Here is a 25,047-nt window from a genome sequence, read left to right as displayed (position 1 = left end):
GTGCTCCATTGGGGTTTCTCTGTCACGCCAGGAAGCCGTTGTGACAGGTCAGTGACGCATACGCCCGCGAACAGATGTGGTCAATCGCTAATCTCGTTGGGTACGGTGGGTATATAAAACCAACAGAAGCGCGAGAACAGACAGCGCCATCAACGCAAGACTGTCGCCTGATCGTGAATAATAGGTCGGTTTTTGAGGTTGCGGTAGGATCGCATCCACATAACCAGCCTCATCCAAAGGCAGCGACGCGGTAACACGACCCAGCGGATCGATCATGGCTGACACCCCGGTATTGGCGGATCGGATCATTGGCAAGCCTTGCTCGATCGCCCGCATCCGGGCTTGTACGAGGTGTTGGTATGGTCCGGACCAGGTTCCAAACCAAGCGTCATTTGTAATCTGCAACAGGAAATCAGCGCGTCCCGATCCCACCCTTAGGTCCTGCGAAAACACCGCTTCGTAACAGATCAGCGGCAAGGCACGGCCCAGCGTTCCTACATCCAGCAGTTCGGGCCCGGGCCCGGCGCTGAAACCGTTCCCGGTTGTCGCGGCCAGCCCGCGGATGCCGAAGCGCCCCAACAGGTCGCCAAAAGGAATGTATTCGCCAAACGGGGCAAGGTGGTGTTTGTCATACAGCCCCGCCTGTTGTCCCGTTTCGTCCAGATAGACCATTGAGTTGTATATCTGCGGACCATCGCCGCGTTGAATTCCAAAGATGACCGGCGTCCCCTGAGCCGCTTCTGCAATGGCAGCCAGGAACGGCTGCGCACTTCCCAACCACGCTGGAACAGCAGTTTCGGGCCAGACGATCAAGTCAGGTCGAGGCGATACCGCAGTGTATTCGGTCTGACGCGCGAAAAACAAAGGCGCATAAGCAGGATCCCATTTTTGATGCTGGGGCGCGTTTGGCTGAACCACGCGAATCGTATGTGGGCCGTCCTGCACAGGCGGACGCATAGCTGCATAGACCAATGCTAGGCAGACCAGGGCAACGGTAACGCTCATGGGCACCACCAGCCCTCGCAAGGGCCTGTCATGACATATTGCTGTCCCGATCGAAAACGCCGCCGCGAAGGTCAGTGCGTTCAACCCATACGGCCCGACCAAAGACAACAACTGTACCACTGGCGTATTCACCCAGACTTGCGAAACCCCGGCCCAGGGGAACCCGGTCAGTATGTATCCCCGTGCCATCTCGAGCAGCGACAAAGTGACAACCAGCCACATACCCTGGAGGGTTTGCGAAGCACCAGGATGCCGCGACAACCGAAATCCCGCAGCCCAGAACAGCGCCAGCCCCCCTGCCATAAACACCAGCGCAAACGGCGCCATCCAGGCGTGGCGCTCTGCATCCACCTGAAACGGTTCGATAAGCCAGCTGAGCGCATGGACAAAGTAACTGGTGGCAAAGATCCATCCGATCCAACCCGCCCGCGCCCGGGTTTCGCTGGCCAGAAAAATTGGCACGATCAGAATCAGAGACAGGACCGTTAACGCCCAATACCCATAAGGTGCCAAACCAAAGGCACCCGCACCGCCCAGTGTGGCAGCCGCCAGTAGTCTTAGCGCAAGAGGCCAATCCCGGACTGGGATCATGCAGCGATGTCCGGCAACATAACGCGCAGTCTTTTTATGCGTCGCGGATCGGCATCGATCACTTCGAACTCAGGCCCTTCGGGGTGGATCACAACCTCTCCCCTTGCGGGCACCCGGCCCGACAACATGAACACCAGCCCACCCAGAGTATCGATTTCCTCTTCATCCACGTCTTTGTGGCTGGTCAGCGAGCGGCCAATCTCGGCTTCGAAATCCTCAAGCGGGACCCGGGCTTGCACGACGTAACAACCGGGCTTCTCTTGCACCCACAGCTGATCTTCGTCTGCATCATGTTCGTCTGCGATTTCACCCACCACCTGTTCGATGAGGTCCTCGATAGTCAGCAGACCATCAACGCCACCATATTCATCGATCACCAGTGCCATATGGCGCCGTTCCGTCTGCATTTTGGTCAGCAGCACCCCAATTGGCATCGACGGTGGAACAAACAACAGCGTACGCAGCATCGAGACCAGATCAAAGCTACTGCCCCCTCCGTTGAACCCGTGGGTCAGAGCGAAATCCTTGAGGTGGACGAATCCCAATGGCGTATCCAGCGTTCCTTCGTAAACCGGGATTCTGGACAGGCCACTCTCGCGGAACACATCCGCGAGCTCATCTTTGGTGATCGTCGAAGCGACCGATATGATTTCAGCAGTTGGAATGGCAACGTCTTCAACGCGCATCCGGCGCAGGTTGATCATCCCACGGGACTGAGGCATTGCTGCATTCTGCCCGTTCGCCGTTGGTAGCGGTTGGGTCTCGTCACCCGAAAACGCATCGAGTATTCGAGAAAAGAACCCGCTTTTCTCTTCTGTCTCATTGCTGCTGTCCTGTGGCTGCGCGCTTTGCGCCGCCCTAGAACTGCCGTCTGTGTCGCCCATTACCTTGTTCCAATTAATCGGGTCCTTAGACCCCTTCACACTCTATATGGGTCATCAATACCCAATTTGCCAAGTATCTTGACCTCAATCCCTTCCATCAAGGTGGCATCGGGATCACGAATGTGATCATACCCCAGCAAATGCAACGTTCCATGAACAAGCAAATGGATCACATGATCGTCCATGGCTTTACCTGCCTCGGCGGCCTCACGTGCGCTCGTCTCAAAGGAAATCGCGATATCGCCCAAGGGGATTTCACCAGTGAAATCCGGTTGCGGTGCATTCGGCACCTGCCCCGGCAAATCGGGGGCCAGATCCTCGGCGGGCCAGCTCAGTACGTTGGTGGCGCTTGGTTTGCCGCGAAATTCTGAGTTTAACTCGGCAATCCGTGCATCATCACAGCCCAAAACACTTACTTCGCAAAACTCCGGGTCGATCTCGGCAAAAGCCAGAACGGCAGAAATCGCCTTGCGCGACAGGGTCTCAAGACCCTGCCAACGGTCGTCTTCGACAGTGAGTTCCAAATTCATCTTACTGCAGACCAGCCCCTGTATGGGCCATGCTCTCAACTGGTTTCACGGCCTGAGTCGGCTTCATACGCCTCGATGATGGCTGCGACAAGCGGGTGACGCACCACATCTTTCGAAGTGAAATAGTTGAAGCTGATATTGGGTATCGTTTTCAGCAACCTTTCAGCATCCGTCAGCCCGGACTGCACCCCGCGCGGCAGGTCCACCTGCGATCTGTCGCCGGTGATGACCATACGACTACCCTCCCCCAGACGGGTCAGAAACATCTTCATCTGCATGGTCGTCGCATTCTGGGCTTCGTCCAGAACCACAAAGGCATTGGCCAGCGTCCGACCGCGCATGAACGCCAGCGGAGCGATTTCGATTCGCTTCTCCTCAATCAGCTTGGCCAGTTGCTTGCCCGGCAGGAAATCGTTCAGCGCGTCATAAAGCGGCTGCATATACGGATCGACCTTATCCTTCATGTCGCCGGGTAAGTAGCCCAGCTTTTCACCCGCTTCGACCGCAGGACGGCTCAGGATGATTCGATCCACATGTCCGCCGATGAACATCGAAACACCCACAGCAACCGCCAGGTAAGTTTTCCCCGTTCCCGCAGGACCAATGCCAAAGGCCAGCTCGTTCTGGAAGAGCGACTGCACATAGGCTTTTTGGGCATCTGTGCGCGGTTCGACCAGTTTCTTGCGGGTTTTGATCTCGACCGTTCCGCCTTTGAACATCTCAAGCTGATCGCCGTCGCGGCTGCCCGTTCCTTGTTCCGAGACACCCATGCGAAGCTCGCGATCCACATCCGCAGCCTCAACCTCGCGCCCACCTTCCAGGCGGGTATAGAGCGACTGCAGCACCTCTACGGCCTGGTTCTGGGCATCTTCGTCCCCCATGACAACCAACTGGTTGCCGCGACGCACGATCTGGACCGAAAGCTTGCTTTCGATATCAGCCAAGTTGCGGTCGTATTCACCACACAGGTCAATCAACAATCGGTTGTCAGGAAACTCTACAAACGCCTCACGCTGGGGCATTTCATTTTGCGGTGGGTTCAGGGCACCGATGGCCAATCCGTTCTCCTGTCTTGGCTGTTCACCCCGAGCGTAGACAACAAAACTCGGTGGGCGCAAGCCACAGTTTCAAAATTTAGTGCTTGGATGACAAAACGGCCCACAAGTGCAGATCGTACCGGCGTCAGAACGTGTAGTTCAGACCGAATCTCAAGCCACCGTATTTGGGCGTCGACTTCGTCGAAAAACCCGAACTGAACTCAACCGTCTGCGATTTGAACTGAACGTACTCATATTCACCAGTGATTGACCAATCATCCGTCAGTTTATGCTCAGCCCCGATGCTTGCAGAATACCCGCCGCGCCGGTCTGTAACCGAGAAATTCTGCACCGAACTGCCCACCGCGATGCTATTGGTCGTCTCGATATCGCCCCAAATATATCCGACACTGACAAAATACAGAATGCTGCCGCTACGGTTTGTCACACCGTTTCGCAATCGGATCGCCAGTACGTCAGACACTTCTGTGCCACCTTGCACGTCGACCCCCGAAATCCGAGCGCTAACGCTGTCCTCAAGTGACCCAAATTGATAGCCGACTTCAACGCCATAGACGAAGTCGCGCCCGCCTCTGGCGGGCAAGACGCCACGCCAGCCACCGCGCAGCTCGCCATAAGAGCCAGACAGATCCTGATCCCCAATGTCGAACAAACCGGTGGGCGTTGTCAGACCGAACCGGTCATCCCCGCCCGCGCCATAGCCACCGGCCAATCCCAAATAGAAGGCATGGACATCACTACCGATCCTGGATGGGCTGATCACCTCAGGCTCGGTCACCGGGCCTTCCAGATCGCCCGCGTTCGATGCGCTGGCTAGAAGGATAACAAGCGACGCAGCAGGCAGTGTTTTGACAACACTTGGATGTCTGAAGTTCGTAAGGGTCGTCACTCGTGCCTCCATAACTCCGGCCACAACACCGGCCCAAAACCGTTTTTGCACGCAAAACATCACGCCCGGAAAAACTTGGCTCTTCTCCGAGCATAGTTACAAGCAATAAATCAAGGGTAAATTTTAGAAACATCCACCAATTATGGTGGAAAATCAGTGGATATTCGCCGATCTACAGCAACTCTCCCGCCAGCGAATTGGCACCCGACTCGGTAATCCGAATCTTCTTCAGGTCTCCAGTGGCGATCTCGGCCCCCCTCACGTGAACCGAATGCAAATACTCGGACTTTCCGACCATCTGCCCGGGTTGGCGGCCCGGTTTTTCGAACAGAACGCGGACGGTGCGGCCCACCATGCCGTCCTGGATTTCCCTTTGGTGACGGGTGATCAGGGCCTGAAGCCGCTGCAAACGTTCATCCGCTGCCGCCGGATCGACCTGAGCCCGTTCGGCTGCCGGCGTTCCGGGGCGCGTAGAATATTTGAAGGAATAGGCGTAGCCGTACTTGACCTCTTCGACCAGATCCATGGTGGCCTGAAAATCCTCATCGGTCTCTTCAGGGAAACCGACGATGAAATCCCCTGACATCACAATATCCGGGCGCGCCGCTCTAATACGCTCGATCAGGCGTAAATAACTTTCGGCCGTGTGGCTGCGGTTCATTCGCTTGAGAATGCGGTCCGAGCCCGACTGCACCGGCAAGTGCAGATAAGGCATCAGCTTGTCGCAAGTGCCATGTGCCTCGATCAGGTCATCAGCCATGTCATTGGGGTGCGACGTAGTAAAGCGAATCCGCTCCAGCCCGTCGACCTTGTTCAGTTCCCAGATCAGACCTGCCAAAGTCATGTCCCCGTTCGGGCCTGCACCGTGATAGGCATTCACATTCTGCCCCAGCAGAGTGATCTCGCGCACCCCGCGCTCGACCAGATCGTGCGCCTCGCGAATAATGCGATCGGCTGGGCGGCTGACTTCGGCACCACGCGTGTAAGGCACGACACAGAAGGCACAGAACTTATCGCAGCCTTCCTGAACAGTCAGAAACGCCGTCGGGCCACGCTTGGCCTTGGGGCGGTTCTTCAACTTCTCAAACTTGTCCTCTTCGGGAAAATCCGTATCCAGTGCCTTTTCGCCTGCGCGGGTCTTGGCCTCCATCTCGGGCAAACGATGATAGCTTTGCGGACCAACGACCAGATCGACCAGCGGTTGGCGGCGCATGATCTCTTCACCTTCAGCCTGCGCGACACATCCCGCGACGCCGATTTTCAGATCAGGATTCTCGGCCTTCAGACCCTTGAACCGGCCCAGTTCGGAATAGACCTTTTCCGCAGCCTTTTCACGAATGTGGCAGGTGTTCAGCAGGATCATATCCGCATCATCGGGCGTCTTGGTTTCGACATAGCCCTGCCCGCCCAGTGCCTCAGACATGCGCTCACTGTCATAGACATTCATCTGACAGCCATAGGTCTTGATAAACAGCTTCTTCGGTTCGGACATGGATCGGGCCTTTGCATTCGCGGGACCGGCGTCATCTATATGCTTCGAACGCCGCTTGCAATGCGAGCGCAATTACCCGAATTTGGCAGGACTTTCCAGCAAGGCAAAACCGAAAACACACGATGAATTACGAATCCCCGAACCATTTTCTGAAATCGGGTCAGACCGCATTGGCCAAAGGTCCCATCGCATTGATTTTTGCCGAAGACGGAATCGAGCTGGACAGCACTGTGCGGCACCACCTGAAGCTGGGGTTCAAATCCGTGCTTGTGTTCATGCCGCAAGACTTGGCTCTCGACCCTGAGCTGGCCGATCACGTGCATCGGATCACAATGAAATGCTCGCCCCGAACTGTGGTGTTTGAAACCATAAACCGGTTTATTCAGGCCGCACCCGGCCTTTGGATGTATTATTGTTATAACGCCGAGTACCTTTTTTACCCATTTAGCGAAACGCGCAGCGTTGGCGAAATGCTGGCCTTTCACAGCGAAGAGCGGCGCAATGCGATGCTCAGCTATGTCATTGACCTCTATGCCGATGATCTTTGCACCTATCCCAACGGAGTCGCGCCTGATCAGGCGCTCTTCGACAGCACGGACTACTATGCCCATACCCGCCACGACCCAAGCGGCCAGCCTTTGGACCGGCAGGTGAATATCTCGGGCGGGTTGCGCTGGCGATACGAAGAACACGTTCCTTACGAACGCCGCCGTATCGACCGGATTGCCCTGTTCAAATCGCAAAAAGGGTTGGTGCTGAGGCCCGACCACACGTTCAATGAACCGGAATACAACACCTATTCCTGCCCCTGGCATCACAACATGACTGCGGCCATTTGCTCTTTTCGGGCAGCAAAAGCCCTAAAGACAAATGCAGGGTCCACCTTTGACATCCCCAGCTTTCGCTGGCGGAACTCAGTTCCGTTTGAATGGCAGTCTCGCCAACTTCTGGATCTGGGTCTGATCGAATCAGGTCAGTGGTTCTGAGACGCCTCAGCGTTGCAACAGCATCGGGAACCAGTCCTCGCGCAAGCGTTGGCCCGGTGTCATGTCGTGACCGGGAAACGGGGGCGAGGTCCGGCCCGGGCGCTCAACGTAACGCGCGTCATCCCCCACCAGGCGCAGCGAGAATGCGCGGCGGCGGCTGTCCGACTGGTTGCCCCGCGCGCCATGCAACGTACGATAGTTGAACGCCACAGCGTCGCCGGGCTCCATTTCGAACTCAACAACTCTCATGCCCTCGGCATCGGGGTCCGGGACGGGGATGTACTGACCTTCGTCCGGAAAGAACCCTTCCTCTGACACCCAACGGGTCGGCAGAACCTCTTTCTCCCACCGATGCGATCCGGCGACACAGCGCAGCGTCGCCTGCTGCACCGGGTCCAGTGGAGACCAGAAGCTGATGTTCTGCTGGCCTTCGACGAAGTAATACGGCCCGTCCTGATGCCAGGGCGTGGCCATCGACGTACCGGGCTCTTTGACCAGCACGTGATCGTGGAACATCTGAACGCTTTGCGATTGCATCAGATCGGCCGCAACCTCGGCCGCGGGCGATTTTTCGATGACTTCGCGAAACTGAGGGATGCGGATCCAGTTGCAGTAGTCATCAAAGAAAAGCCCTGTTTCGCCAGACTTTTTGTTTTCAGACGCATAAGGGCCAGGTTCAGCCATATTTGCGGCCACCCCATCGCGCAGTTGATCCACATACCCCGCGAACAGCCCTTTGATCAGGACAACGCCATCTTGCTGATAGGTGTCGATCATCGCTTGAGAAACTAGTGGGTGAGGCATCCGGATCTCCTTTGGCTTTATCCCGGTTTTGCTCTGAGCGTGCATTCTGTTCAAATCATATCTTTCTAAGTAATAAATAACTTGATGTTATATATTTCACTTCGCCAATATGAGTATGTCTGCGCGATCGGGTGCCACGGCAGCCTGTCGGTCGCGGCACAGCACCTGAATGTGTCGCAGCCAGCCCTGTCCACTGCGCTGACACGTGTTGAAGAGCATCTTGGCCATCCGTTGTTCACCCGTCGCCGGGGTGCAGCCATGGCCCTGACCCCTCAGGGGCGCAGGTTTATCGAACAGGCTGAGGCTTTGCTGAACGATGCCGCCCGAATCGAAGCCTCTGAGACTCCCGCACCGGGGATGACACAATTGAGGTTGGGGTGTTTTACGGACCTCGCCCCCTTCTTGCTGGCCCCTGCCCTGCATCATTTGCGCATTGCCTTCCCAAATCTTGCAATTTCCTATGTCGCCGCGTCTTTCGAAGGGCTTCTAAACAGCATGATCGACGGCCAGATCGACATAGCGATCACTTATGATCTGACCATGGATGCCGGGTTCACCCGAGCAAAGCTGTTCGACAGCAAACCAAAAGCGTTGATGTCGCCGGATCATCCGCTGGCATCAACGGATGGCGTTACCCTGACCGATATCGCAATCCACCCTTTGATCCTGTCAACTGAAGGGCTTTCTGCGCAGCACATTCTTGGCCTGTTTCGGCGCATGGGTCTGCGCCCAACAGTCGCGCACCGGGCAGCATCGCTGGAGATTCAGCGCAGTCTTGCAGCCCATGGCGAGGGAATCGGTATCAGCTATGCCAGCCCGCCCAGTTCGATCAGTTATGACGGTCGACTTTTGGTCGGTATTCCGATCACCGACCCGGACGCTGCTGAGTCTGTGGTTCTGGCACGCCACGGTACAGGCCCGGCCGACCCAACAATTGATCTGGCTGAACGCGTTCTACAGGATGGTTTGCAGCAGGATTGAAGACCTATTTCTTGCGCAACCGGATGACAACATCGACCGACGCGATCTCAACCCCTTCGGGCGCTTCGGGAAGGCGCTGAATGACCAGTTGATCCGAGGGCGCATCACTCAGACGGGCTTCGTCTTCCCAATAAAAATGGGGGTGATCGTGTGTATTGGTATCGAAATAGCTTTTCGAGCCATCCACGGTGATTTCTTGTAGAACGCCTGCCTCGCAAAACGCGCGAAGAGTGTTATAGACCGTGGCCAGAGAAACCGCATCCCCGTTTGCCTTGGCAGAATCGAACAGGCTTTCTGCGGTAACATGGCGATGACGGCCATCGCCCACCAAAAGCTCGGCCAGCGCCACACGCTGGCGCGTGGGTCGCAAGCCAGCATTCACCAGCCAACCCGTTGCTATTTCGCGGCTCTGAGGTGTCATCAATCCGATACTCATAGTTGCTTCTTTTATATATAGGGGCGCATAGTCGACAATTTCAAATGAATTTCATTCGCAAGATGGGTACGTACACAAGATGATGTGGCGCACCGCTCTTGCAGGACCTTGCAAACGGGTGATAGACGAGGCCAGATATATAGACAGACCCCCGGCAGGAAAGGCGGCAGAATGGCCCAGTTCCCTAGCAGTTTTGACAAAGATGATCTGCTGAAATGCGCCCGCGGCGAATTATTCGGCCCCGGCAACGCCCAATTGCCCGCCCCGCCGATGCTGATGATGGACCGGATCACCGACATCTCGGGCGATGGTGGTGCGCATGGCAAAGGCCATGTGGTGGCCGAGTTTGATATTACACCTGACCTTTGGTTCTTTGACTGCCATTTCCCCGGCAACCCGATCATGCCGGGCTGTCTGGGTCTGGATGGCCTGTGGCAGTTGACCGGCTTCAATCTGGGCTGGCGCGGCTGGCAGGGACGCGGCTATGCGCTGGGTGTGGGCGAGGTCAAACTGACCGGAATGGTCCGCCCGGACCGCAAAATGCTAACATACTACATCGACTTCACGAAAGCCCTTCAAACCCGTCGCCTGACCATGGGTGTGGCGGATGGCCGGGTCGAAGCCGATGGCGAAGTGATTTATCAGGTCAAGGATATGAAGGTTGCACTGTCCGAAAGCTAACCCCGGCTTTCTGACACGTCACTGAAAACGAACTACAGGAGTACGCTTATGCGTCGCGTCGTCGTCACCGGTCTGGGGGTTGTTTCCTCCATCGGGAACAATGCCGAAGAGGTCTTGGCCTCGCTCAAAGCAGGCAAATCCGGGATCGAGGCCAACGAGCAGATGGTCGAACACGGTTTTCGCAGCCAGATCGCCGGTTCGCTCAAGATCGACGTCTCTGAACATGTGGACAAGCGCACCCTACGCTTTATGGGTCCCGGTGCTGCTTATGCTCATGTCGCCATGAGCCAGGCGATTTCCGACGCCGGTCTGACCGAGGATCAGGTTGTTAACCCGCGCACTGGTTTGGTCGCTGGCTCGGGTGGTCCGTCGACCAGCGCCATGCTTTCGGCACATCAAACTGTTTTGAAAACTGGCGCAACAAAGCGGATCGGGCCGTTTGCAGTGCCAAAATGCATGTGTTCGACGATTTCGGCAAATCTGGCGACAGCGTTCAAGATCAAAGGCATCAACTATTCGATCACCTCGGCCTGCTCGACATCACTGCACTGCATTGGCAACGCGGCGGAACAAATTATGCTCGGTAAGCAGGACGTGATGTTTGCCGGCGGCGGTGAGGAACTGGACTGGACATTGTCCTGTCTGTTCGACGCCATGGGCGCGATGTCCTCGAAATACAATGACACGCCCGAGAAAGCATCGCGTGCGTTCGACGAAAACCGTGACGGTTTCGTGATTTCCGGTGGCGGCGGGATCGTTGTGCTGGAAGAACTGGAACACGCTCTGGCTCGTGGCGCAAAGATCTATGCCGAAGTCACCGGATACGCGGCAACTTCGGACGGCCATGACATGGTGGCCCCGTCCGGCGAAGGCGGTGAGCGTGCGATGCGTCTGGCTCTGGACACTCTGCCCGAAGGCCGCAAAGTGGATTACATCAACGCCCATGGCACCTCGACTCCGGTTGGCGATGTGGGTGAGGTTGAGGCCGTGCGCCGTATCTTTGGCCAAGGCAGCGTACCGCCGATTTCGTCGACCAAATCGATGACCGGCCACGCGCAGGGGGCCGCAGGAGCGCTTGAGGCAATCTTCTGCCTGCTGATGCTGGACCATGATTTCATTACACCGTCGATCAACGTCGACACGCTTGCCGAAGGCATCCTGCCCGGTGAAATTGCAACCGAAGTGGTTGAAAACGCAGGACTGGACAGTGTCATGACCAACAGCTTCGGCTTTGGTGGCACCAACGGGTCCATGATTCTGTCAAAGTATAACGGGTGAAAGTGATGTCGGATCTTCTTAAAGGTAAACGCGGCCTGATCATGGGCGTGGCCAATGACCGCTCAATCGCGTGGGGCATTGCCAAGGCCATGCACGAGGCCGGTGCCGAACTGGCATTCACCTATCAGGGCGAGGCATTCGGCAAACGGCTGGAACCCTTGGCCCAAAGCCTTGGCAGCGATTTCATGGTCGATGCGGATGTCACTGATGACGAATCGCTGGACCGTGCATTTGATGAACTGGCCCAACGCTGGCCGACCATCGATTTTGTCGTCCATGCCATCGCCTATTCGGACAAGTCCGAATTGACGGGCCGTTTCCTGAACACCACGCGGGCGAACTTCAAACACTCGATGGATGTCTCGGCCTATTCCTTCATCGAAGTGGCGCGTCGCGCCTACCCGATGATGAAGGACAATGGCGGCTCACTTCTGACCCTGACTTATCAGGGATCGAACCGCGTTGTACCGAATTACAACGTCATGGGTGTGGCCAAGGCGGCTCTGGAATCGGCGACACGCTATCTGGCCAATGACCTTGGTCCTGACGGCATCCGCGTGAACGCTATTTCACCCGGACCGATGAAAACCCTCGCCGGTGCGGCCATCGGCGGCGCGCGCAAGACCTACAAGTTCTGCGACCAGAACGCTCCGATGCGGGCAAATGCAACGCTTGAAGCTGTCGGCGGAACTGCTGTCTACCTGACTTCGGATGCAGGGTCCTGTACATCTGGCGAGATTATCCGCGTTGATGGTGGCTTCCACGTTCTGGGTATGCCGCAGCCTGACTTTATGTGACCATATCTTTCCCTGCCGCCGCCAAGTTTTCACCATCTTTGGGCGGCAGGAAATTGATATGAGCAAGCTAGATCAAATCATTGCAAACAACGCACGTGCAACGCAAAGCCGGAGAAAGTCCGGTTTGCTCAGTCAACGGGCCAGAGTTCTTTTGCTGACGTTGACATGTATGTTGTTGGCGTTTGTCTTTTTCACTCAACCGCAAGTCCGTTCGGCGATCGAAACACTGATCGGGTGAATCCCGGGCCGGGGAACCGACCCGAGCCGAAGATCAGTTGATCGAGACGACCTCAATCTCAAAAACCAAATCCTGACCCGCCAAAGGGTGGTTGGCGTCCAGCGTTACGGTCACCTCGTCCGCGTCAACCACTGTCACCGGCACGGCCTGGCCATCTGGTGTCTGCATTTGCAACTGCGTTCCGGGCTCAAGCGGGATGTCGTCGGGAATGCCTTCGCGGGGAATTTCCTGACGCATCGCCGGATTGATGGGACCGTATGCTTCCACACAGGCAATTTCGACCCGTTTTTTGTCCCCTGCAGACAAGCCAGGCATCGCGCTATCCAGCCCGGGAATGATCTGGCCAGATCCAACCACAAACTCCAACGGATCGCGCTCGTCCGAACTGTCAAAGACTTTGCCGTCCAGCAGCGTACCGGTGTAGTGGATGCGAACCGTGTCGCCTTGTTTGATCTCGGTCATCGTGGCCTCCGGCCGTTTTGTAGAATTGAGCGGCCAAACCTAGGGCCTGACACAATCTTGTAAACCCCTGGCTCTTTCACCCCCCTCGTTGTTGTGCCAACCTGCGCGCGATCAGAGGAGGATCACATGCCGATCACCACCTGTGTCTTCGACGCTTACGGAACACTTTTCGACGTTGCAGCAGCAGCCCGCCAGGCTGCGGACGAACCGGGATTTGAAGCCCTCAAAGACAAATGGCCCGCGGTCGCGGGGCATTGGCGTCTGAAGCAATTGCAGTACACATGGCTGCGTGCCGTTGCCGACGCACATGCCGATTTCTGGGATGTCACTCAGGACGGGCTGGATTGGGCGCTGGAAGCCACCGGCCTCCAAGGCGACCCGAAACTGCGCCAGCGCCTGCTTGATTTGTATTGGGAATTGCAGGCTTACCCCGAAGTTCCCGACATGTTGAAAGCGCTTAAAGATGGCGGGATGCAAACGGCGATTCTGTCCAACGGATCGCCGCCCATGTTGGATGGTGCGGTTCGATCTGCCGGCATCGGCGAGGTTCTGGATGACGTGCTGTCGGTAGAAAGTGTCGGTATCTTCAAGCCCCACGCCAAAGTCTACGATCTGGTACAAGACAGGTTTCGCTGCGCGCGCGATGAGGTTTTGTTTGTCAGTTCAAACGGTTGGGACGCTGCCGGCGCCAGCGGGTACGGCTTTGTCACCGCCTGGGTCAACAGGGCTGCCGAGCCGATGGACCGCCTGCCGTGGACACCTGCGCACGTGCTGTCCGATTTAACCTCGATCCCGAAATTGTCAGGGCTTTGATGTCAGACTTCACAACCACAGATGGCCAACGCATCTATTTCGAGGACACCGGCACCGGTACGCCGCTTTTGTGTCTGGCTGGCCTGACCCGAAACAGCCGCGACTTTTCGTTTTTTGCCCCTCATGCCGCCGATCTACGCATGATTGCAATGGACTACAGGGGGCGCGGTCGGTCGGGCTATGATGCCGATTTCATGAACTACAACATCTTTCGCGAATCGCATGACGCGATTGAGTTGCTGGATTTTCTGGGAATCGAGAAAACCTTTGTTCTGGGTACCTCGCGGGGTGGTCTGATTGCGATGGCTTTGGCCGCGAGTCATCCTGAACGGTTGGCCGGGGTGATCCTGAATGATGTTGGACCTGTCATTGAGCTATCCGGCATTGCCAAAATCATGGCTTATGTGGGCGCGCAGCCAACTGCAAAAACCTATGATGAGGCCGCAGTGGCGCTGAAACAGGTAATGGAGCCTCAATTCCCTGGCGTTCCGCTGGAAACCTGGCGCATGCAGGCCGAAATTCAGTACGAAAAACAGGATAATGGTTTGGCTCTGCGTTACGACCCAGCACTGCGCAAGGCGCTGATCGAGCAAGCCGCAAGTGGGGCCACGCCTGATCTGTGGATGTTCTTTGACGCCCTGAGCAACATTTCAACAGGTGTAATCCGAGGGGCAAATTCAGACGTACTGAGCGCTGATACCATTGCCAAAATGCACGACCGCCATCCGGGCTTGATCTCAACCGAAGTTCCCGATCGCGGGCATGTTCCGTTTCTAAACGAACCTCAATCTTTGGACTTAATACAAAAGGTATTGAAGAACGACGTATGAGCACAATTGAGATGATCGAAGCCGCAGCAGAACGGCTGAACGGACACATCCGCAAGACACCGATCCTGTCTTCCCCTTTTCTCGACAAGCTCGCCGGACGTCGGATTTTGATCAAACCGGAATGCCTGCAACATACCGGTAGTTTCAAGTTTCGGGGGGCATGGTCTGCAATTTCTGCGCTGGATGAGGCAGAACGCAAGAACGGTGTGATCGCGTATTCCTCGGGCAACCACGCACAAGGCGTCGCCATGGCGGCCTCGAAACACAGCATTGCATCGGTCATCGCCATGCCGTCGGATGCGCCACGTCTGAAGATCGAAAATACCCGTGCACTCGGGGCCGAGGTTGCCTTGTATGACCGCGCAATCGAAAAACGGGAAGAAATTGGCGAGGGCATTGCAGCCGAGCGCGGCCTGACCCTGATCCGACCTTATGACGAACCTCAGGTTATTGCAGGTCAAGGCACCACCGGGCTTGAAATCGCCCAGCAAGCAGCGGATCTGGGGGTAACTCAGGCGGATGTGCTGGTCTGTTGTGGCGGGGGCGGCCTGACCTCGGGAATCGCTCTGGCCTTGGAGAAACACGCGCCAAACCTGCGCGCGCGCCCTTGTGAACCGGAAGGCTTCGATGACGTCAAACGATCACTGGCGTCCGGCCAGATTCAAAACAACAAAGCGGCTTCGGGTAACATTTGCGATGCTATTCTAACGCCGCAACCAGGTGATATAACGTTTCCGATTCTCAACCGTCTGTGCGGTCCGGGCATGTCTGTCACGGAAGAAGAGGCTTTGCGCGCTATGGCTTTGGCCTTTCTGCGCCTCAAGATCGTACTGGAACCCGGCGGCGCGGTGGCTCTGGCCTCGGCCCTGTTCCGAGGCGATCAGATCGAAGGTGACGACGTGATTGTGGTTGCGTCTGGCGGCAACGTCGATCCCGCAGTATTTGCAAGGGCGTTGGAATTCCTGACCTGACAGGGATGCATAACATGTGCATGTTGCACCCCTAAGGCCATGGCGACAAGGAAGCCAGTCATGAAAATCGCTGATCTTGGCGACGTGCAATTAAACTACCGCATCGACGGCCCGACAGACGGGGCACCTTTGGTGTTCGCCAATTCCCTGGGAACCAACCTGCATTTGTGGGACGCGGTACTGCCACATCTGCCAGCAGGGCTGCGTGTGATCCGGTACGACAAACGCGGTCACGGGAAATCCTCGGTGCCGCCCGCGCCTTACTCGATGGGCGCATTGATACGCGATACTGAGGCATTGCTGGATCACCTACAGGTCCGCGACTGTGTTTTTGTGGGTCTGTCCATTGGTGGGATGATTGCACAAGGGCTTGCCATCAAGCGCATGGACCAGATCCGTGGATTGGTCCTTTCGAACACAGCCGCCAAAATCGCCACTCCTTCGGCCTGGCAGGATCGGATCGAGGCCGTGCGCAAAGGCGGGATCGAAGCACTGGCCGATGCAACGATGGAACGTTGGTTTTCACGTGATTTTCGCACCGCGCAATACCACCTGCCTTGGCGCGACATGATGGTGGGCCAGCCGGCTGAGGGATATCTGGGCTGCTGCTCGGCCATTGCAGGCACAGATTTCTATACCCCAACAAGCGGGTTGCGCCTGCCGACCTTGGGTATTGCGGGCAGCGAAGACGGATCGACACCCCCCGATCTGGTGCGGGAAACCGTCGATCTGATCCCTGGGTCCAGGTACAAGTTGATCCGCCGGGCCGGACATTTGCCCTGCGTTGAAAAACCAGAGGAATACGCAGAAATCCTGACTGGTTTTCTGACCGAAATCGGACATATCTGAAGGAGAACGGCAATGGCGTCTTTCCTGTTGGTCCACGGCTCATGCCACGGTGCATGGTGCTGGCGCGACCTGACCCCCGCGCTTGAGGCTTTTGGTCATTCCGTCAAAGCCATCGACATGCCCAGCCATGGGGCAGACCCAACACCAGTGGCCGAGGTCACGCTGGACAGCTGCCGCGACGCTGTGCTGCACGCCAGCACGGCGGATACAATCATTGTTGGCCATTCCTGGGGCGGCTATCCGATCAGCGCCGCCGCCGAGGCGCAACCCAACGCGATGCGCGCGCTGATCTATCTGTGCGCCTATGTGCCCAAAAACGGCCTGGCCATGGCCGAGATGCGCAGGCTTGGCCCGAGACAGACCATCGCCCACGCCGTTGAAAAATCCCCGGATGGGATGTCATACACCGTTTCCGCCGAGGCTATCCCCCAGCTATTCTACCATGATTGCCCTGACGGCATCCTGCCTTATGCCTATGCGCGCCTGTGCCCTCAGGCCATTCGCCCACAGGAAACGCCCCTTCCAACGGGTGCAAATTTCGACAGTGTGCCCAAAGCCTACCTTCGCACCATCGACGACCGCACAATCCCAACGGAATACCAGGCCGAGATGAGCGACCCCATCCCCGAAGATCTGCGCCGCACGATCAACAGTTCGCATTCCCCGTTCTTCTCGCACCCACGCGAGCTTGCGAAAATGCTGTCCGAACTGGCGGACAGACTGCCCTAACCTATCGCGACGGCATTTTGATCGGCGCTGAACTCTCTCTTTCCTCAAACGGCAAGTCTGCCTAGGGTGCGCTGAACAGTTCACTTGTCGGGTCCCATGCGTCTGCCGTTTTTCTTCATTCTCAGCATCGTCATGATCGACGCCATGGGCATCGGTCTGGTGATGCCGATCATGCCGGAACTGATTGTCGAGGTTCAGGGCAGCACGCTTGCCAATGCAGCGATCTGGGGGGGCGTGCTGAGCACAGCCTTCGCCGCGATGCAGTTTATCTTCGGACCCATTCTTGGAAACCTGTCAGACGCGTACGGACGAAGGACCGTTCTGCTGGTGTCCCTGTTTGTCATGGCACTGGATTATGTCGTCATGGCTGTTGCAGGCAGCATTTGGCTGTTGCTGATTGGTCGGATCGTAGGTGGTATAACCGCTGCCACCCATGCCACCGCTGCGGCGTTTATGGCAGATGTGTCCGACCCCAAGGACAAGGCCGCGAACTTTGGCCTCCTGGGTGCTGCCTTTGGTATAGGCTTCGTCCTTGGGCCTGTCATCGGTGGATTGCTCAGTGAATATGGCACGCGTGCACCGTTTTGGGCCGCTGCCGGTTTGGCGGCGCTGACCTTCTGCATCGGCTGCTTCGTGATGCCCGAGACCGTAACCGACAAGACCCGACGCGCCTTCAGCCTGCAACGCGCAAACCCTCTCAATTCGCTGCGCGCCATTGCCGCTTTGCCCGGTATCCGACCACTGCTCTGGGTCTATTTCCTGTATTCGGTGTCCATCTACGTCTACCCTGCGATCTGGTCCTATTTCACGACCGAGCGGTTCGGATGGTCCCCGCAGATGATTGGCCTTTCCCTGGGTGTCTACGGTATCGGCATGGCAATTGTGCAAGGCGGATTGATCCGGCCCGCCATCCGGTTTCTGGGCGAGCGGGGCACGATCATCTTCGGGATGGGTTTTGAGATCATAAGCTTCGCCTTTCTGGCCTTTCTCACCAACGGCCTCATCGCGCTGCTTCTCATTCCAATAACGGCCATCGGAGCGGTCATCACACCCGCCCTTCAGGCCATGATGTCCAAGGCCACACCAGATTCGCAGCAAGGTGAATTGCAGGGCGTTCTAACCGCATTGCACGCGCTGTCGATGGTGATCTCACCATTGCTGATGACCTCGGTTTTCGCGCAGTTTATCCGGCCCGACACCCCGCTCTATCTACCCGGCGCACCCTTCCTGCTGGCACTTGTACTGATGCTGGCAGGGTTCTTGTTGTTTCGCAGGTCCCGGCCTGTCGTGGCGTAACAACGACATAAAAATGGCGATTTCTGCCTTGCGAGCTGCTGTTTCCCGCGCCACCGTGAACCCAACGAGAATGAGGGAAAACATGCAAATAATCAAAGCCGCAGTCTGTCGGGCCTTTGGCGAACCTTTGGTGATCGAAGAAATTCAGCTCGCTGCCCCCAGCGCGGGCGAGATCGAGGTAACGCTGGACGCCGTGGCCATCTGCCATTCGGATATATCATTTGCCGAAGGGGCCTGGGGTGGGTTCCTGCCCGCCGTCTACGGCCACGAAGCCGCAGGTGTGATCAGCGCGGTCGGAGAGGCCGCAGGAGATTTCAAAGTCGGCGATCCCGTGGTTGTCACTTTGATCCGTGCTTGTGGAACATGCCCCAGTTGCGCGGGCGGAAAACCAACAATCTGCGAAACACCATACGATACCGTCGAAGGCCCGTTGAAAACCGGTGATGGCGACCCGCTCGAACAGGCCATGGCATGCGGCGCATTTGCTGAAAAAGTTGTGGTGAGCCACCGCCAGATTGTCAAAATCCCGGAAACCCTACCCAAGGACCTTGCCAGCTTGTTGTCCTGCGGTGTGATCACCGGGGTTGGGGCTGCTGTGAACGCGGCAGGCTTGCGCCCCGGCCAGGATGTCGTGGTCATTGGTGCCGGCGGCGTTGGCCTGAACGCCATTCAGGGCGCGCGTATCGCTGGCGCGCGGCGGATCGTGGCCGTGGACATGACCGAGGAAAAGCTTGAGATCGCCAAAGAGTTCGGCGCGACCCACGGCGTATTGGCCAGTTTGGACCAACCGTGGAAGGCCGCTTACAAGGCGTTGGGTGGACGCGGCGCAGATGTGGTTCTGATCACTGTCGGCGCGATTCCTGCCTATGATCAGGCGCCGCGCTATCTCGGACGTGGCGGCAAGGCGATCATGATCGGGATGCCGCATTCCGGTGACATGGCCAGTTATGAACCCGTTGTTCTGGCGGCCCTTGGTCAGGGCGTTGTTGGGTCGAAGATGGGCGACGTGGTGATCCAGCGCGATATTCCTTGGATGGTGGACCTGTATGAACAGGGGCGCCTGAAGCTGGATGAGCTGATCTCGGGGCGCTGGTCCCTTGATCAGATCAACGAGGCCATCGCCGACACAAAAACCGGATCGGCCAAGCGAAATGTAATCCTGTTCGACAGGACCTAAGCTGATCAAACGGGAGAAGTTAGTATGAAACTGAAAGATCTCGACATTATCGTCACCGCCCCGCCTGCACCGGGCTGGGGTGGGCGGTACTGGATACTGGTCAAACTGACGACAGATACTGGCATCACCGGTTGGGGCGAATGCTATGCTTCGTCCGTTGGGCCAGAGGCGATGCGCCATGTCATTCAAGACGTGTTCGAACGGCATATGCAGGGCGAAAACCCAGAAAACATCGAGCTCATGTTCCGTCGCGCCTATTCCAGCGGGTTCACCCAGCGACCGGACCTGACAGTGATGGGCGCGTTTTCAGGGTTGGAGATCGCCTGTTGGGATATTCTGGGCAAGGATCGTGACCGCCCGGTCTATGCTTTGCTGGGTGGAAAGATGAACGATCGGATCCGGGCCTATACTTATCTTTACCCCCTGCCCCAGCATAACCTGACCGATTTCTGGACTTCTCCCGAACAGGCGGGCGAAACGGCTGCTGAAATGGTCCGCCGCGGCTATACCGCCGTGAAATTCGACCCGGCAGGCCCGTACACGCTCCGGGGCGGCCACATGCCCGCGATGAGCGACATTTCTATGTCCGTTGCCTTCTGCAAGGCGATCCGCGAAGCCGTTGGCGACAAGGCCGATCTGCTGTTCGGCACGCATGGTCAATTCAACACCGCCGGGGCCATCAGGCTGGGGCAAGCTTTGGAACCGTTTCAGCCGCTCTGGTTCGAAGAACCCACGCCGCCAGACATGATCGAAGATATGGCCCGCGTTGCCCGCAATGTCCGCATCCCCGTCGCCACCGGAGAGCGGATGACGACCAAGGCCGAATTCGGTGCTGTTCTACGAGCCGGAGCTGCGGAAATCCTGCAGCCGGCGTTAGGGCGCGCGGGCGGGATATGGGAGATGAAGAAAGTCGCAGCCATGGCCGAAGTCTTCAACGCTCAGATGGCTCCGCATCTGTATGCAGGGCCGGTGGAATGGGCCGCCAATATCCATCTGGCCGCATCGATCCCTAATCTGCTGTTGCTGGAATCCATCGAAACACCGTTCCACGACCAATTGATCAAAGGGACCATTCGGGTTGAGGACGGGTTCGTGACCGCACCAACAGCGCCGGGCCTTGGTATTGATGTCGACGAAGCCCTGGCCCGCGCGCATCCCTATGATGGCCGCGACTTACACTTGCAAATGCAGGAAAACCCCTGTGATTACGTCAACGGCAACGCTTTTCAAGGTGGTGCCCCGGCAACCGAGGGGTGACAACACCTGCGTGTTTGAGGCATATTGATCCAATAATATTCGGAACAATGATCGAAACGTGGCACTTAAAGAAACCGATCCTCAGGCGCGCAGTACAAACACTCTGCCGGACATGAGAGACAATGCCGCCCGCGCGGCTGCGTTCCTCAAGACGTTGGCCCATGAAGGGCGGCTGATGATCTTGTGCCACCTTGGGGACGGTGAGAAATCCGTGGGTCAGCTTGAGGACCTGCTTGCGTTGCGGCAAGCCGCTGTCAGCCAGATGCTGGCCCGCCTGCGCGAAGAGGGGCTGGTCTCGACCCGTAGAGACGGCAAGACGATCTACTATTCCCTGCGTGATGGGAACACTGAACAACTGATCAGCTTGTTGTACGATCTGTTTTGCGCAGAGGACAGTTGACCCCTAACTAGAAACATAACCCGCGATCACCTGAAGCAGCTTGAATGCGGTTGCAGCGTCGTTTTCGACGACGGCCAGGAATTCCTCTTCACCAATCCGCAGGCAGGACAACTGAGTTTCTGCCACCATGCTCAACGCGCGCGGTTCCTTGCGGATCAGGCCCAGCTCTCCGACCAAAGCGCCCGGCCCAACTGTGGTGATCAATTGATCCGGCCCTTGATCCTGTGGCAGGTACAGACCGGCCTCACCCTCAAGCACAACATAGGCACCATCGGTTGGTTGGTCGTCTTTCAGGAACACCACCTGCCCAGGCTCGGCCTCGAACCAACGCGCACCGAACGCCAACAGGCGCAGCTGCCGTCGGTCCAGACCGGAAAACAGGGGGGTCTGTTCCAGAGCACGCAATTTCCGCGCCAGGTCTGCCGATGCTGCGCTGTCTTCCTCCACGTCTACCGGTCCTCCGTCCGAGACCACACGACCTTGCCGGATTTCAACGAACATGTCGAACACATCGGGGTTTTCAAACTGATCGTTCAGGTAGATGACAGTTGTATCCGGCAGCAACTCACGCAGCTTCTTATAGACGGCCACCTGAGTTTTCATGTCGTAACTGGCCAAGGCGTTTTCCAGGACCAGGATGTCCGGCTTCTTGATCGCTGCTCGCGTAAAGGCCAACGGCTCTGCAAACACCGCTGGCAGATTCTGACCGCCCAAGGCCAACGGTACATCATAGATCAATTCAACAACCAATGGCCGCGCTCCGTTTTCGGCCAGCAAATCGACAATCAGCTTACGAGCTTCATCGGAACGGGCGCCGCCAATCTGGCTGACTTTGCCGAACAGCGCGTTTTCCATGACAGTCAGACCGGGGGCGTAAACTTCTGGGTCCAACGGAACAAAAACATCCTTCAGACGCTGCATCAGCTTCTCGGAATGGCTGTGCCGCAGTTCGAGAATGCGGTTCTTCAGCTCATCGGTGAACGCTGGCCCGATCTGTTCAGCCGAGATCACAAAGGGCACCGCCAGCATGTTGGCCAACTGTTCATCATCAAGCCCCGCCGAACCTTCTTTGCGGGTCTGTTCCACCAAATCAACGGCAGCTTCATAGGTCTTCGCATCCAACCCGAGCTTACGGAACAACGGATGATCCGTCCCATCGAGACCAAAGATCTGACGCAACATTTCGATCACGTCGCGGGTCAAAGCGATCAGCGTTTCATCCAGCCCCAATTCTCGCAATTGGCCCAGAAAGACTTTCTGTTCTACCAGCAAAGCGTGTGTCACTGGCACACGGGGCGTGGCAAACAGCAGGTTCTCAGCCACAGGCAGGGCCGGGTTGTACAGATTGCGGTCGAAAATCAACGCCTGTTGTTCAAGACCCGCGTCCTGAACGGCCTTGCGTGCAAGCGGTCGCAGTTCGACCAGTTTTTGTGCCAGCTCACAATGCTCGGCCGCGTTAAATCTTTGTTCGGCTCCGCGCTGGAACAGGGCCACACCCGAGCCCATCCCGTCAACCAGTTGCAACCACCAATCCCGTAGCGCCACTGCATCCTGAAATCCGGCCAGAGATGGATCAAGCCATTCCACATTAAACGGATCGGAACTGTTTCCTGCCCGCAAGGTTTCAGGAAATCCGGGGTCATCCGTACTGTCTTCCAGTGGCCGGAACCGCATCGGCATCATCACATTGTCACCCAACGTGCCTTGAAACATTACGGGTCGGGACGTGGCATAGCCGATGCGTGCTGCCACGACACCCTGATGCAGCTCGGCCAGGTTCACATCCCCGATCCGAACCTTGCCGCCACTGGGCAAGATTTCACGCGTTAGAAGTTCGGCGATTGCACGGCGATCTTCTTCGCTAGGGGCGGAAATGCCAATCGTCTTGCCTCCCGGAAAGCTGAGGTTCAGATCGTCCAGCACTTGATTGCCGTCCATGTCCCGGACCGACACATGATCCAGAACAATATCACCGTGCAGATGTGGACGTGCTTCAGGCTCGCCCTCAAACAATGCTTCGTCCTGCATCCCTGAGGGCCCAAAACGGTCGATCACCACGTCCCAGCGCAAGGACATGTCCTGCGTCTGGTTGTAATAGGTCAGAAGCTCTTTCCATGGCGAGCTTAGATCCTTGTAGGCGGCAAGCGCCGCGACCAACGCCCCCAGCGACACTGAACCTTGCAGCACCAGCAGTCCACCCACCAGATAGAACATGAACGGGGTCAGCTGAGAGATGAAGTTGTTTATGAATTTCATAAAGAACTTCTTCTGGTAGATTTCAAACCGGATGCCGAACAACCGCCCCAACTGATCCGAGATCATCGCGCGGCGATAACGCCAGCCACCATTTGTACGCAGGGTTGCCGCACCCGCAGCGTTCTCACCGATTTGGGCGGCAAGAATCCGCACTTCCTGAATACGCTTTTTATTCAACAGGTTGATTTGGCGTTGCAGTTTGGGAATCAACCAAGCCTGCAACGGGATCAGCGCCACCGCGGCCAAGCCGAACCATATACTTTGCAAAAAGAGAAAAGTCAGGATCGTGATCATCTGACCCGCCTGCAATACCGGCTGGCTGATCGCATCGCCCATCAACCCGCCCATCGGTTCGCTTTCAGCGGTGATCATCGACACCATCTCACCCTGACTAACCCGCTCAAAATAAGGTTGGGGAAAGCGCAGGGCACGGCTGATCAATTGATAGCGAAAGCGCCGCAGCATCCGTTCGCTCAACACACCTTTCATTGTGTTGATGCGCATTTTCATCAGGCCATGCCCCAGCACGGCCGCCAAAAAGGCAAAGCACAGGATCAGCAAAAAGTTCGTCTGTGTCATCGTATAACCCAAGACGATCACGTCCGGGTTCGGCGCGCCAATTGCGTCGTTGATGATGCGTTTTGGCAGTTCCAGTGTCAGATAAAGCAGCGGGAACAACGTCGCTGTCACGGCCAGCAAGATCAACTGGTCGCGCTTGGAATAATTCCAGATAAAGCGGAAAATCGTGCGTTCTATGGAACCTGCCCCTGCTGTTGACCGACGACGCGGTTCAGATGTTATCCACGCAAATTCAACAGCATGACTCTACTGCCATCCAGACATAATAAGCAATTTTTTTCCCCAAAATGCGAATTCTTAAACTTATGTGAACTAGTTCATTTACGTATGACCTTTTATTTGCCTAGAGTGGGCATCAGGACGATATCGGGAGGGTTCTTTTGACTGCCAGTTTTGGCGCAGTGTTCCTTATGCTTTGCCTGTTGCTTGTAAAGCATATGTTCGCTGACTATTACCTCCAGACTCCGAAAATGCTTGCTGGACGAGGTGAGTATTTTCATTTGGGACGGGCTCAACACGCAGCGGTGCATGTTTTGGGCTCAATCCTTGTGTTTGCTATATTCGGCGCACCGCTGTCCTTCATCCTGATCGTTGCAGCGCTGGAGTGGATCATCCATTTCAATATCGATTTCGTCAAAGCCAGCTATTCTGACAAAAACCAGCTTAAGCCGACACAAGCCGCTTTTTGGCGCGCCGCCGGGTTGGATCAGTTGATGCACAACCTGACTTATGTGGCGATGGTCTGGGCCTGGGTCACTTTTGCCGCAAGCTGATGCAG

The 25,047-nt window shown here is 56.8% G+C and carries 24 protein-coding genes, 1 pseudogene and 1 riboswitch; of the genes and pseudogenes, 15 read left to right on the top strand and 10 right to left on the bottom strand.

Annotated features, from left to right (window positions below):
* Position 1: 1 nt before the first annotated feature.
* Positions 2-50, bottom strand: a riboswitch (SAM-SAH riboswitch).
* Between the two features lie 37 nt (positions 51-87).
* The 6 genes from lnt to miaB all read right to left on the bottom strand — a co-directional run bounded on the left by lnt (position 88) and on the right by miaB (position 6,449).
* Positions 88-1,596 (bottom strand): apolipoprotein N-acyltransferase, encoded by a 1,509-nt coding sequence (gene lnt / locus ALB80_RS05805; protein ID WP_050603099.1) that lies wholly within the window; start codon positions 1,594-1,596, stop codon positions 88-90.
* Positions 1,593-2,480: a hemolysin family protein gene (locus ALB80_RS05800; RefSeq protein ID WP_050603098.1), complete on the bottom strand. Its 888-nt coding sequence runs from the start codon at positions 2,478-2,480 to the stop codon at positions 1,593-1,595. Before ALB80_RS05800 ends, lnt begins: the two co-directional genes overlap by 4 nt.
* Positions 2,481-2,515: 35 nt before the next feature.
* Positions 2,516-3,010: an rRNA maturation RNase YbeY gene (ybeY, locus tag ALB80_RS05795; protein WP_050603097.1), complete on the bottom strand. Its 495-nt coding sequence runs from the start codon at positions 3,008-3,010 to the stop codon at positions 2,516-2,518.
* A 35-nt stretch (positions 3,011-3,045) separates the two neighbouring features.
* The gene (locus tag ALB80_RS05790; RefSeq protein WP_050603096.1) at positions 3,046-4,068 is read right to left on the bottom strand and encodes a PhoH family protein; all 1,023 of its coding nucleotides are present in this window, start codon (positions 4,066-4,068) and stop codon (positions 3,046-3,048) included.
* Positions 4,069-4,192: 124 nt separating this feature from the next.
* On the bottom strand, positions 4,193-4,957 hold the full coding sequence (locus ALB80_RS05785) for an outer membrane protein (RefSeq protein WP_253276824.1): 765 nt from the start codon (positions 4,955-4,957) through the stop codon (positions 4,193-4,195).
* A 172-nt stretch (positions 4,958-5,129) separates the two neighbouring features.
* Positions 5,130-6,449 (bottom strand): tRNA (N6-isopentenyl adenosine(37)-C2)-methylthiotransferase MiaB, encoded by a 1,320-nt coding sequence (miaB, locus tag ALB80_RS05780; protein ID WP_050603095.1) that lies wholly within the window; start codon positions 6,447-6,449, stop codon positions 5,130-5,132.
* A gap of 122 nt (positions 6,450-6,571) precedes the next feature.
* On the opposite strand from miaB, the gene ALB80_RS05775 reads away from it, so the two are divergent.
* Positions 6,572-7,435, top strand: coding sequence for a hypothetical protein (locus tag ALB80_RS05775; RefSeq protein ID WP_050603094.1), 864 nt, complete (start codon positions 6,572-6,574; stop codon positions 7,433-7,435).
* A gap of 6 nt (positions 7,436-7,441) precedes the next feature.
* Here the strand turns inward: ALB80_RS05775 and ALB80_RS05770 are convergent, their stop codons facing one another.
* On the bottom strand, positions 7,442-8,239 hold the full coding sequence (locus ALB80_RS05770; RefSeq protein ID WP_050603093.1) for a phytanoyl-CoA dioxygenase family protein: 798 nt from the start codon (positions 8,237-8,239) through the stop codon (positions 7,442-7,444).
* Positions 8,240-8,323: 84 nt separating this feature from the next.
* Here ALB80_RS05770 and ALB80_RS05765 point away from each other — a divergent pair, with 84 nt between their 5' ends.
* Positions 8,324-9,220: a LysR family transcriptional regulator gene (locus tag ALB80_RS05765; RefSeq protein ID WP_050603092.1), complete on the top strand. Its 897-nt coding sequence runs from the start codon at positions 8,324-8,326 to the stop codon at positions 9,218-9,220.
* A 4-nt stretch (positions 9,221-9,224) separates the two neighbouring features.
* Here the strand turns inward: ALB80_RS05765 and irrA are convergent, their stop codons facing one another.
* The gene (irrA, locus tag ALB80_RS05760; protein WP_050603347.1) at positions 9,225-9,641 is read right to left on the bottom strand and encodes an iron response transcriptional regulator IrrA; all 417 of its coding nucleotides are present in this window, start codon (positions 9,639-9,641) and stop codon (positions 9,225-9,227) included.
* A 186-nt stretch (positions 9,642-9,827) separates the two neighbouring features.
* On the opposite strand from irrA, the gene fabA reads away from it, so the two are divergent.
* From fabA to ALB80_RS05745, 3 genes are read left to right on the top strand one after another with little or no spacing between them, the layout of a single operon-like run.
* The gene (gene fabA / locus ALB80_RS05755) at positions 9,828-10,337 is read left to right on the top strand and encodes a bifunctional 3-hydroxydecanoyl-ACP dehydratase/trans-2-decenoyl-ACP isomerase (RefSeq protein ID WP_050603091.1); all 510 of its coding nucleotides are present in this window, start codon (positions 9,828-9,830) and stop codon (positions 10,335-10,337) included.
* Positions 10,338-10,385: 48 nt separating this feature from the next.
* Positions 10,386-11,615 carry a beta-ketoacyl-ACP synthase I gene (fabB, locus tag ALB80_RS05750; RefSeq protein WP_050603090.1) on the top strand — a complete coding sequence of 410 codons (1,230 nt, stop codon included), beginning with the start codon at positions 10,386-10,388 and terminating at the stop codon, positions 11,613-11,615.
* Positions 11,616-11,620: 5 nt separating this feature from the next.
* Positions 11,621-12,412: an enoyl-ACP reductase gene (locus ALB80_RS05745; protein ID WP_050603346.1), complete on the top strand. Its 792-nt coding sequence runs from the start codon at positions 11,621-11,623 to the stop codon at positions 12,410-12,412.
* A 271-nt stretch (positions 12,413-12,683) separates the two neighbouring features.
* Here the strand turns inward: ALB80_RS05745 and ALB80_RS05735 are convergent, their stop codons facing one another.
* A complete protein-coding gene (locus ALB80_RS05735) occupies positions 12,684-13,112 on the bottom strand; it encodes a peptidylprolyl isomerase (protein ID WP_050603088.1) in 429 nt (142 codons plus the stop codon).
* A 126-nt stretch (positions 13,113-13,238) separates the two neighbouring features.
* Here ALB80_RS05735 and ALB80_RS05730 point away from each other — a divergent pair, with 126 nt between their 5' ends.
* The 9 genes and pseudogenes from ALB80_RS05730 to ALB80_RS05690 all read left to right on the top strand — a co-directional run bounded on the left by ALB80_RS05730 (position 13,239) and on the right by ALB80_RS05690 (position 21,434).
* Positions 13,239-13,925, top strand: a complete 687-nt coding sequence (locus tag ALB80_RS05730) for a haloacid dehalogenase type II (protein ID WP_050603087.1) — start codon at positions 13,239-13,241, stop codon at positions 13,923-13,925.
* A complete protein-coding gene (locus ALB80_RS05725) occupies positions 13,925-14,755 on the top strand; it encodes an alpha/beta fold hydrolase (RefSeq protein WP_050603086.1) in 831 nt (276 codons plus the stop codon). Before ALB80_RS05730 ends, ALB80_RS05725 begins: the two co-directional genes overlap by 1 nt.
* Positions 14,752-15,726, top strand: a complete 975-nt coding sequence (locus tag ALB80_RS05720; RefSeq protein ID WP_050603085.1) for a threonine/serine dehydratase — start codon at positions 14,752-14,754, stop codon at positions 15,724-15,726. Before ALB80_RS05725 ends, ALB80_RS05720 begins: the two co-directional genes overlap by 4 nt.
* Positions 15,727-15,786: 60 nt before the next feature.
* Positions 15,787-16,575 (top strand): 3-oxoadipate enol-lactonase, encoded by a 789-nt coding sequence (gene pcaD, locus ALB80_RS05715; RefSeq protein WP_050603084.1) that lies wholly within the window; start codon positions 15,787-15,789, stop codon positions 16,573-16,575.
* A gap of 12 nt (positions 16,576-16,587) precedes the next feature.
* Positions 16,588-17,211: pseudogene (locus ALB80_RS05710) on the top strand (alpha/beta fold hydrolase); the annotation flags it as partial.
* Between the two features lie 189 nt (positions 17,212-17,400).
* Positions 17,401-18,600: a TCR/Tet family MFS transporter gene (locus ALB80_RS05705; RefSeq protein WP_050603082.1), complete on the top strand. Its 1,200-nt coding sequence runs from the start codon at positions 17,401-17,403 to the stop codon at positions 18,598-18,600.
* Positions 18,601-18,682: 82 nt separating this feature from the next.
* The gene (locus ALB80_RS05700; RefSeq protein WP_050603081.1) at positions 18,683-19,777 is read left to right on the top strand and encodes a Zn-dependent alcohol dehydrogenase; all 1,095 of its coding nucleotides are present in this window, start codon (positions 18,683-18,685) and stop codon (positions 19,775-19,777) included.
* A gap of 24 nt (positions 19,778-19,801) precedes the next feature.
* A complete protein-coding gene (locus ALB80_RS05695; RefSeq protein ID WP_050603080.1) occupies positions 19,802-21,034 on the top strand; it encodes a mandelate racemase/muconate lactonizing enzyme family protein in 1,233 nt (410 codons plus the stop codon).
* Between the two features lie 112 nt (positions 21,035-21,146).
* Positions 21,147-21,434 carry a helix-turn-helix transcriptional regulator gene (locus ALB80_RS05690; RefSeq protein ID WP_050603345.1) on the top strand — a complete coding sequence of 96 codons (288 nt, stop codon included), beginning with the start codon at positions 21,147-21,149 and terminating at the stop codon, positions 21,432-21,434.
* A 3-nt stretch (positions 21,435-21,437) separates the two neighbouring features.
* On the opposite strand, the gene ALB80_RS05685 is transcribed toward ALB80_RS05690, so the two are convergent.
* Positions 21,438-24,434, bottom strand: a complete 2,997-nt coding sequence (locus ALB80_RS05685) for a cyclic nucleotide-binding domain-containing protein (RefSeq protein ID WP_172677866.1) — start codon at positions 24,432-24,434, stop codon at positions 21,438-21,440.
* A 245-nt stretch (positions 24,435-24,679) separates the two neighbouring features.
* Between ALB80_RS05685 and ALB80_RS05680 the strand changes: the two genes are divergently transcribed.
* Positions 24,680-25,042: a DUF3307 domain-containing protein gene (locus tag ALB80_RS05680; RefSeq protein ID WP_050603344.1), complete on the top strand. Its 363-nt coding sequence runs from the start codon at positions 24,680-24,682 to the stop codon at positions 25,040-25,042.
* Positions 25,043-25,047 lie beyond the last annotated feature (5 nt).

It is taken from the genome of Ruegeria sp. 6PALISEP08 (genome assembly GCF_001238295.1).
Taxonomy (GTDB): domain Bacteria; phylum Pseudomonadota; class Alphaproteobacteria; order Rhodobacterales; family Rhodobacteraceae; genus Ruegeria.
This window is presented reverse-complemented; position numbering and strand designations above follow the sequence as displayed.

What these genes read in the sequence shown, in the direction of transcription:
- fabA (WP_050603091.1), top strand. Translation starts at nt 9,828, where the DNA reads ATGGCCCAGTTCCCTAGCAGTTTTGACAAAGATGATCTGCTGAAATGC.
- ALB80_RS05720 (WP_050603085.1), top strand. Translation starts at nt 14,752, where the DNA reads ATGAGCACAATTGAGATGATCGAAGCCGCAGCAGAACGGCTGAACGGA.
- ALB80_RS05680 (WP_050603344.1), top strand. Translation starts at nt 24,680, where the DNA reads ATGCTTTGCCTGTTGCTTGTAAAGCATATGTTCGCTGACTATTACCTC.
- fabB (WP_050603090.1), top strand. Translation starts at nt 10,386, where the DNA reads ATGCGTCGCGTCGTCGTCACCGGTCTGGGGGTTGTTTCCTCCATCGGG.
- ALB80_RS05745 (WP_050603346.1), top strand. Translation starts at nt 11,621, where the DNA reads ATGTCGGATCTTCTTAAAGGTAAACGCGGCCTGATCATGGGCGTGGCC.
- ALB80_RS05695 (WP_050603080.1), top strand. Translation starts at nt 19,802, where the DNA reads ATGAAACTGAAAGATCTCGACATTATCGTCACCGCCCCGCCTGCACCG.
- pcaD (WP_050603084.1), top strand. Translation starts at nt 15,787, where the DNA reads ATGAAAATCGCTGATCTTGGCGACGTGCAATTAAACTACCGCATCGAC.
- ALB80_RS05765 (WP_050603092.1), top strand. Translation starts at nt 8,324, where the DNA reads ATGTTATATATTTCACTTCGCCAATATGAGTATGTCTGCGCGATCGGG.
- ALB80_RS05770 (WP_050603093.1), bottom strand. Translation starts at nt 8,239, where the DNA reads ATGCCTCACCCACTAGTTTCTCAAGCGATGATCGACACCTATCAGCAA.
- ALB80_RS05690 (WP_050603345.1), top strand. Translation starts at nt 21,147, where the DNA reads ATGAGAGACAATGCCGCCCGCGCGGCTGCGTTCCTCAAGACGTTGGCC.
- ALB80_RS05800 (WP_050603098.1), bottom strand. Translation starts at nt 2,480, where the DNA reads ATGGGCGACACAGACGGCAGTTCTAGGGCGGCGCAAAGCGCGCAGCCA.
- ybeY (WP_050603097.1), bottom strand. Translation starts at nt 3,010, where the DNA reads ATGAATTTGGAACTCACTGTCGAAGACGACCGTTGGCAGGGTCTTGAG.
- ALB80_RS05700 (WP_050603081.1), top strand. Translation starts at nt 18,683, where the DNA reads ATGCAAATAATCAAAGCCGCAGTCTGTCGGGCCTTTGGCGAACCTTTG.
- lnt (WP_050603099.1), bottom strand. Translation starts at nt 1,596, where the DNA reads ATGATCCCAGTCCGGGATTGGCCTCTTGCGCTAAGACTACTGGCGGCT.
- ALB80_RS05775 (WP_050603094.1), top strand. Translation starts at nt 6,572, where the DNA reads ATGAATTACGAATCCCCGAACCATTTTCTGAAATCGGGTCAGACCGCA.
- ALB80_RS05725 (WP_050603086.1), top strand. Translation starts at nt 13,925, where the DNA reads ATGTCAGACTTCACAACCACAGATGGCCAACGCATCTATTTCGAGGAC.
- miaB (WP_050603095.1), bottom strand. Translation starts at nt 6,449, where the DNA reads ATGTCCGAACCGAAGAAGCTGTTTATCAAGACCTATGGCTGTCAGATG.
- ALB80_RS05730 (WP_050603087.1), top strand. Translation starts at nt 13,239, where the DNA reads ATGCCGATCACCACCTGTGTCTTCGACGCTTACGGAACACTTTTCGAC.
- ALB80_RS05705 (WP_050603082.1), top strand. Translation starts at nt 17,401, where the DNA reads ATGCGTCTGCCGTTTTTCTTCATTCTCAGCATCGTCATGATCGACGCC.
- irrA (WP_050603347.1), bottom strand. Translation starts at nt 9,641, where the DNA reads ATGACACCTCAGAGCCGCGAAATAGCAACGGGTTGGCTGGTGAATGCT.
- ALB80_RS05735 (WP_050603088.1), bottom strand. Translation starts at nt 13,112, where the DNA reads ATGACCGAGATCAAACAAGGCGACACGGTTCGCATCCACTACACCGGT.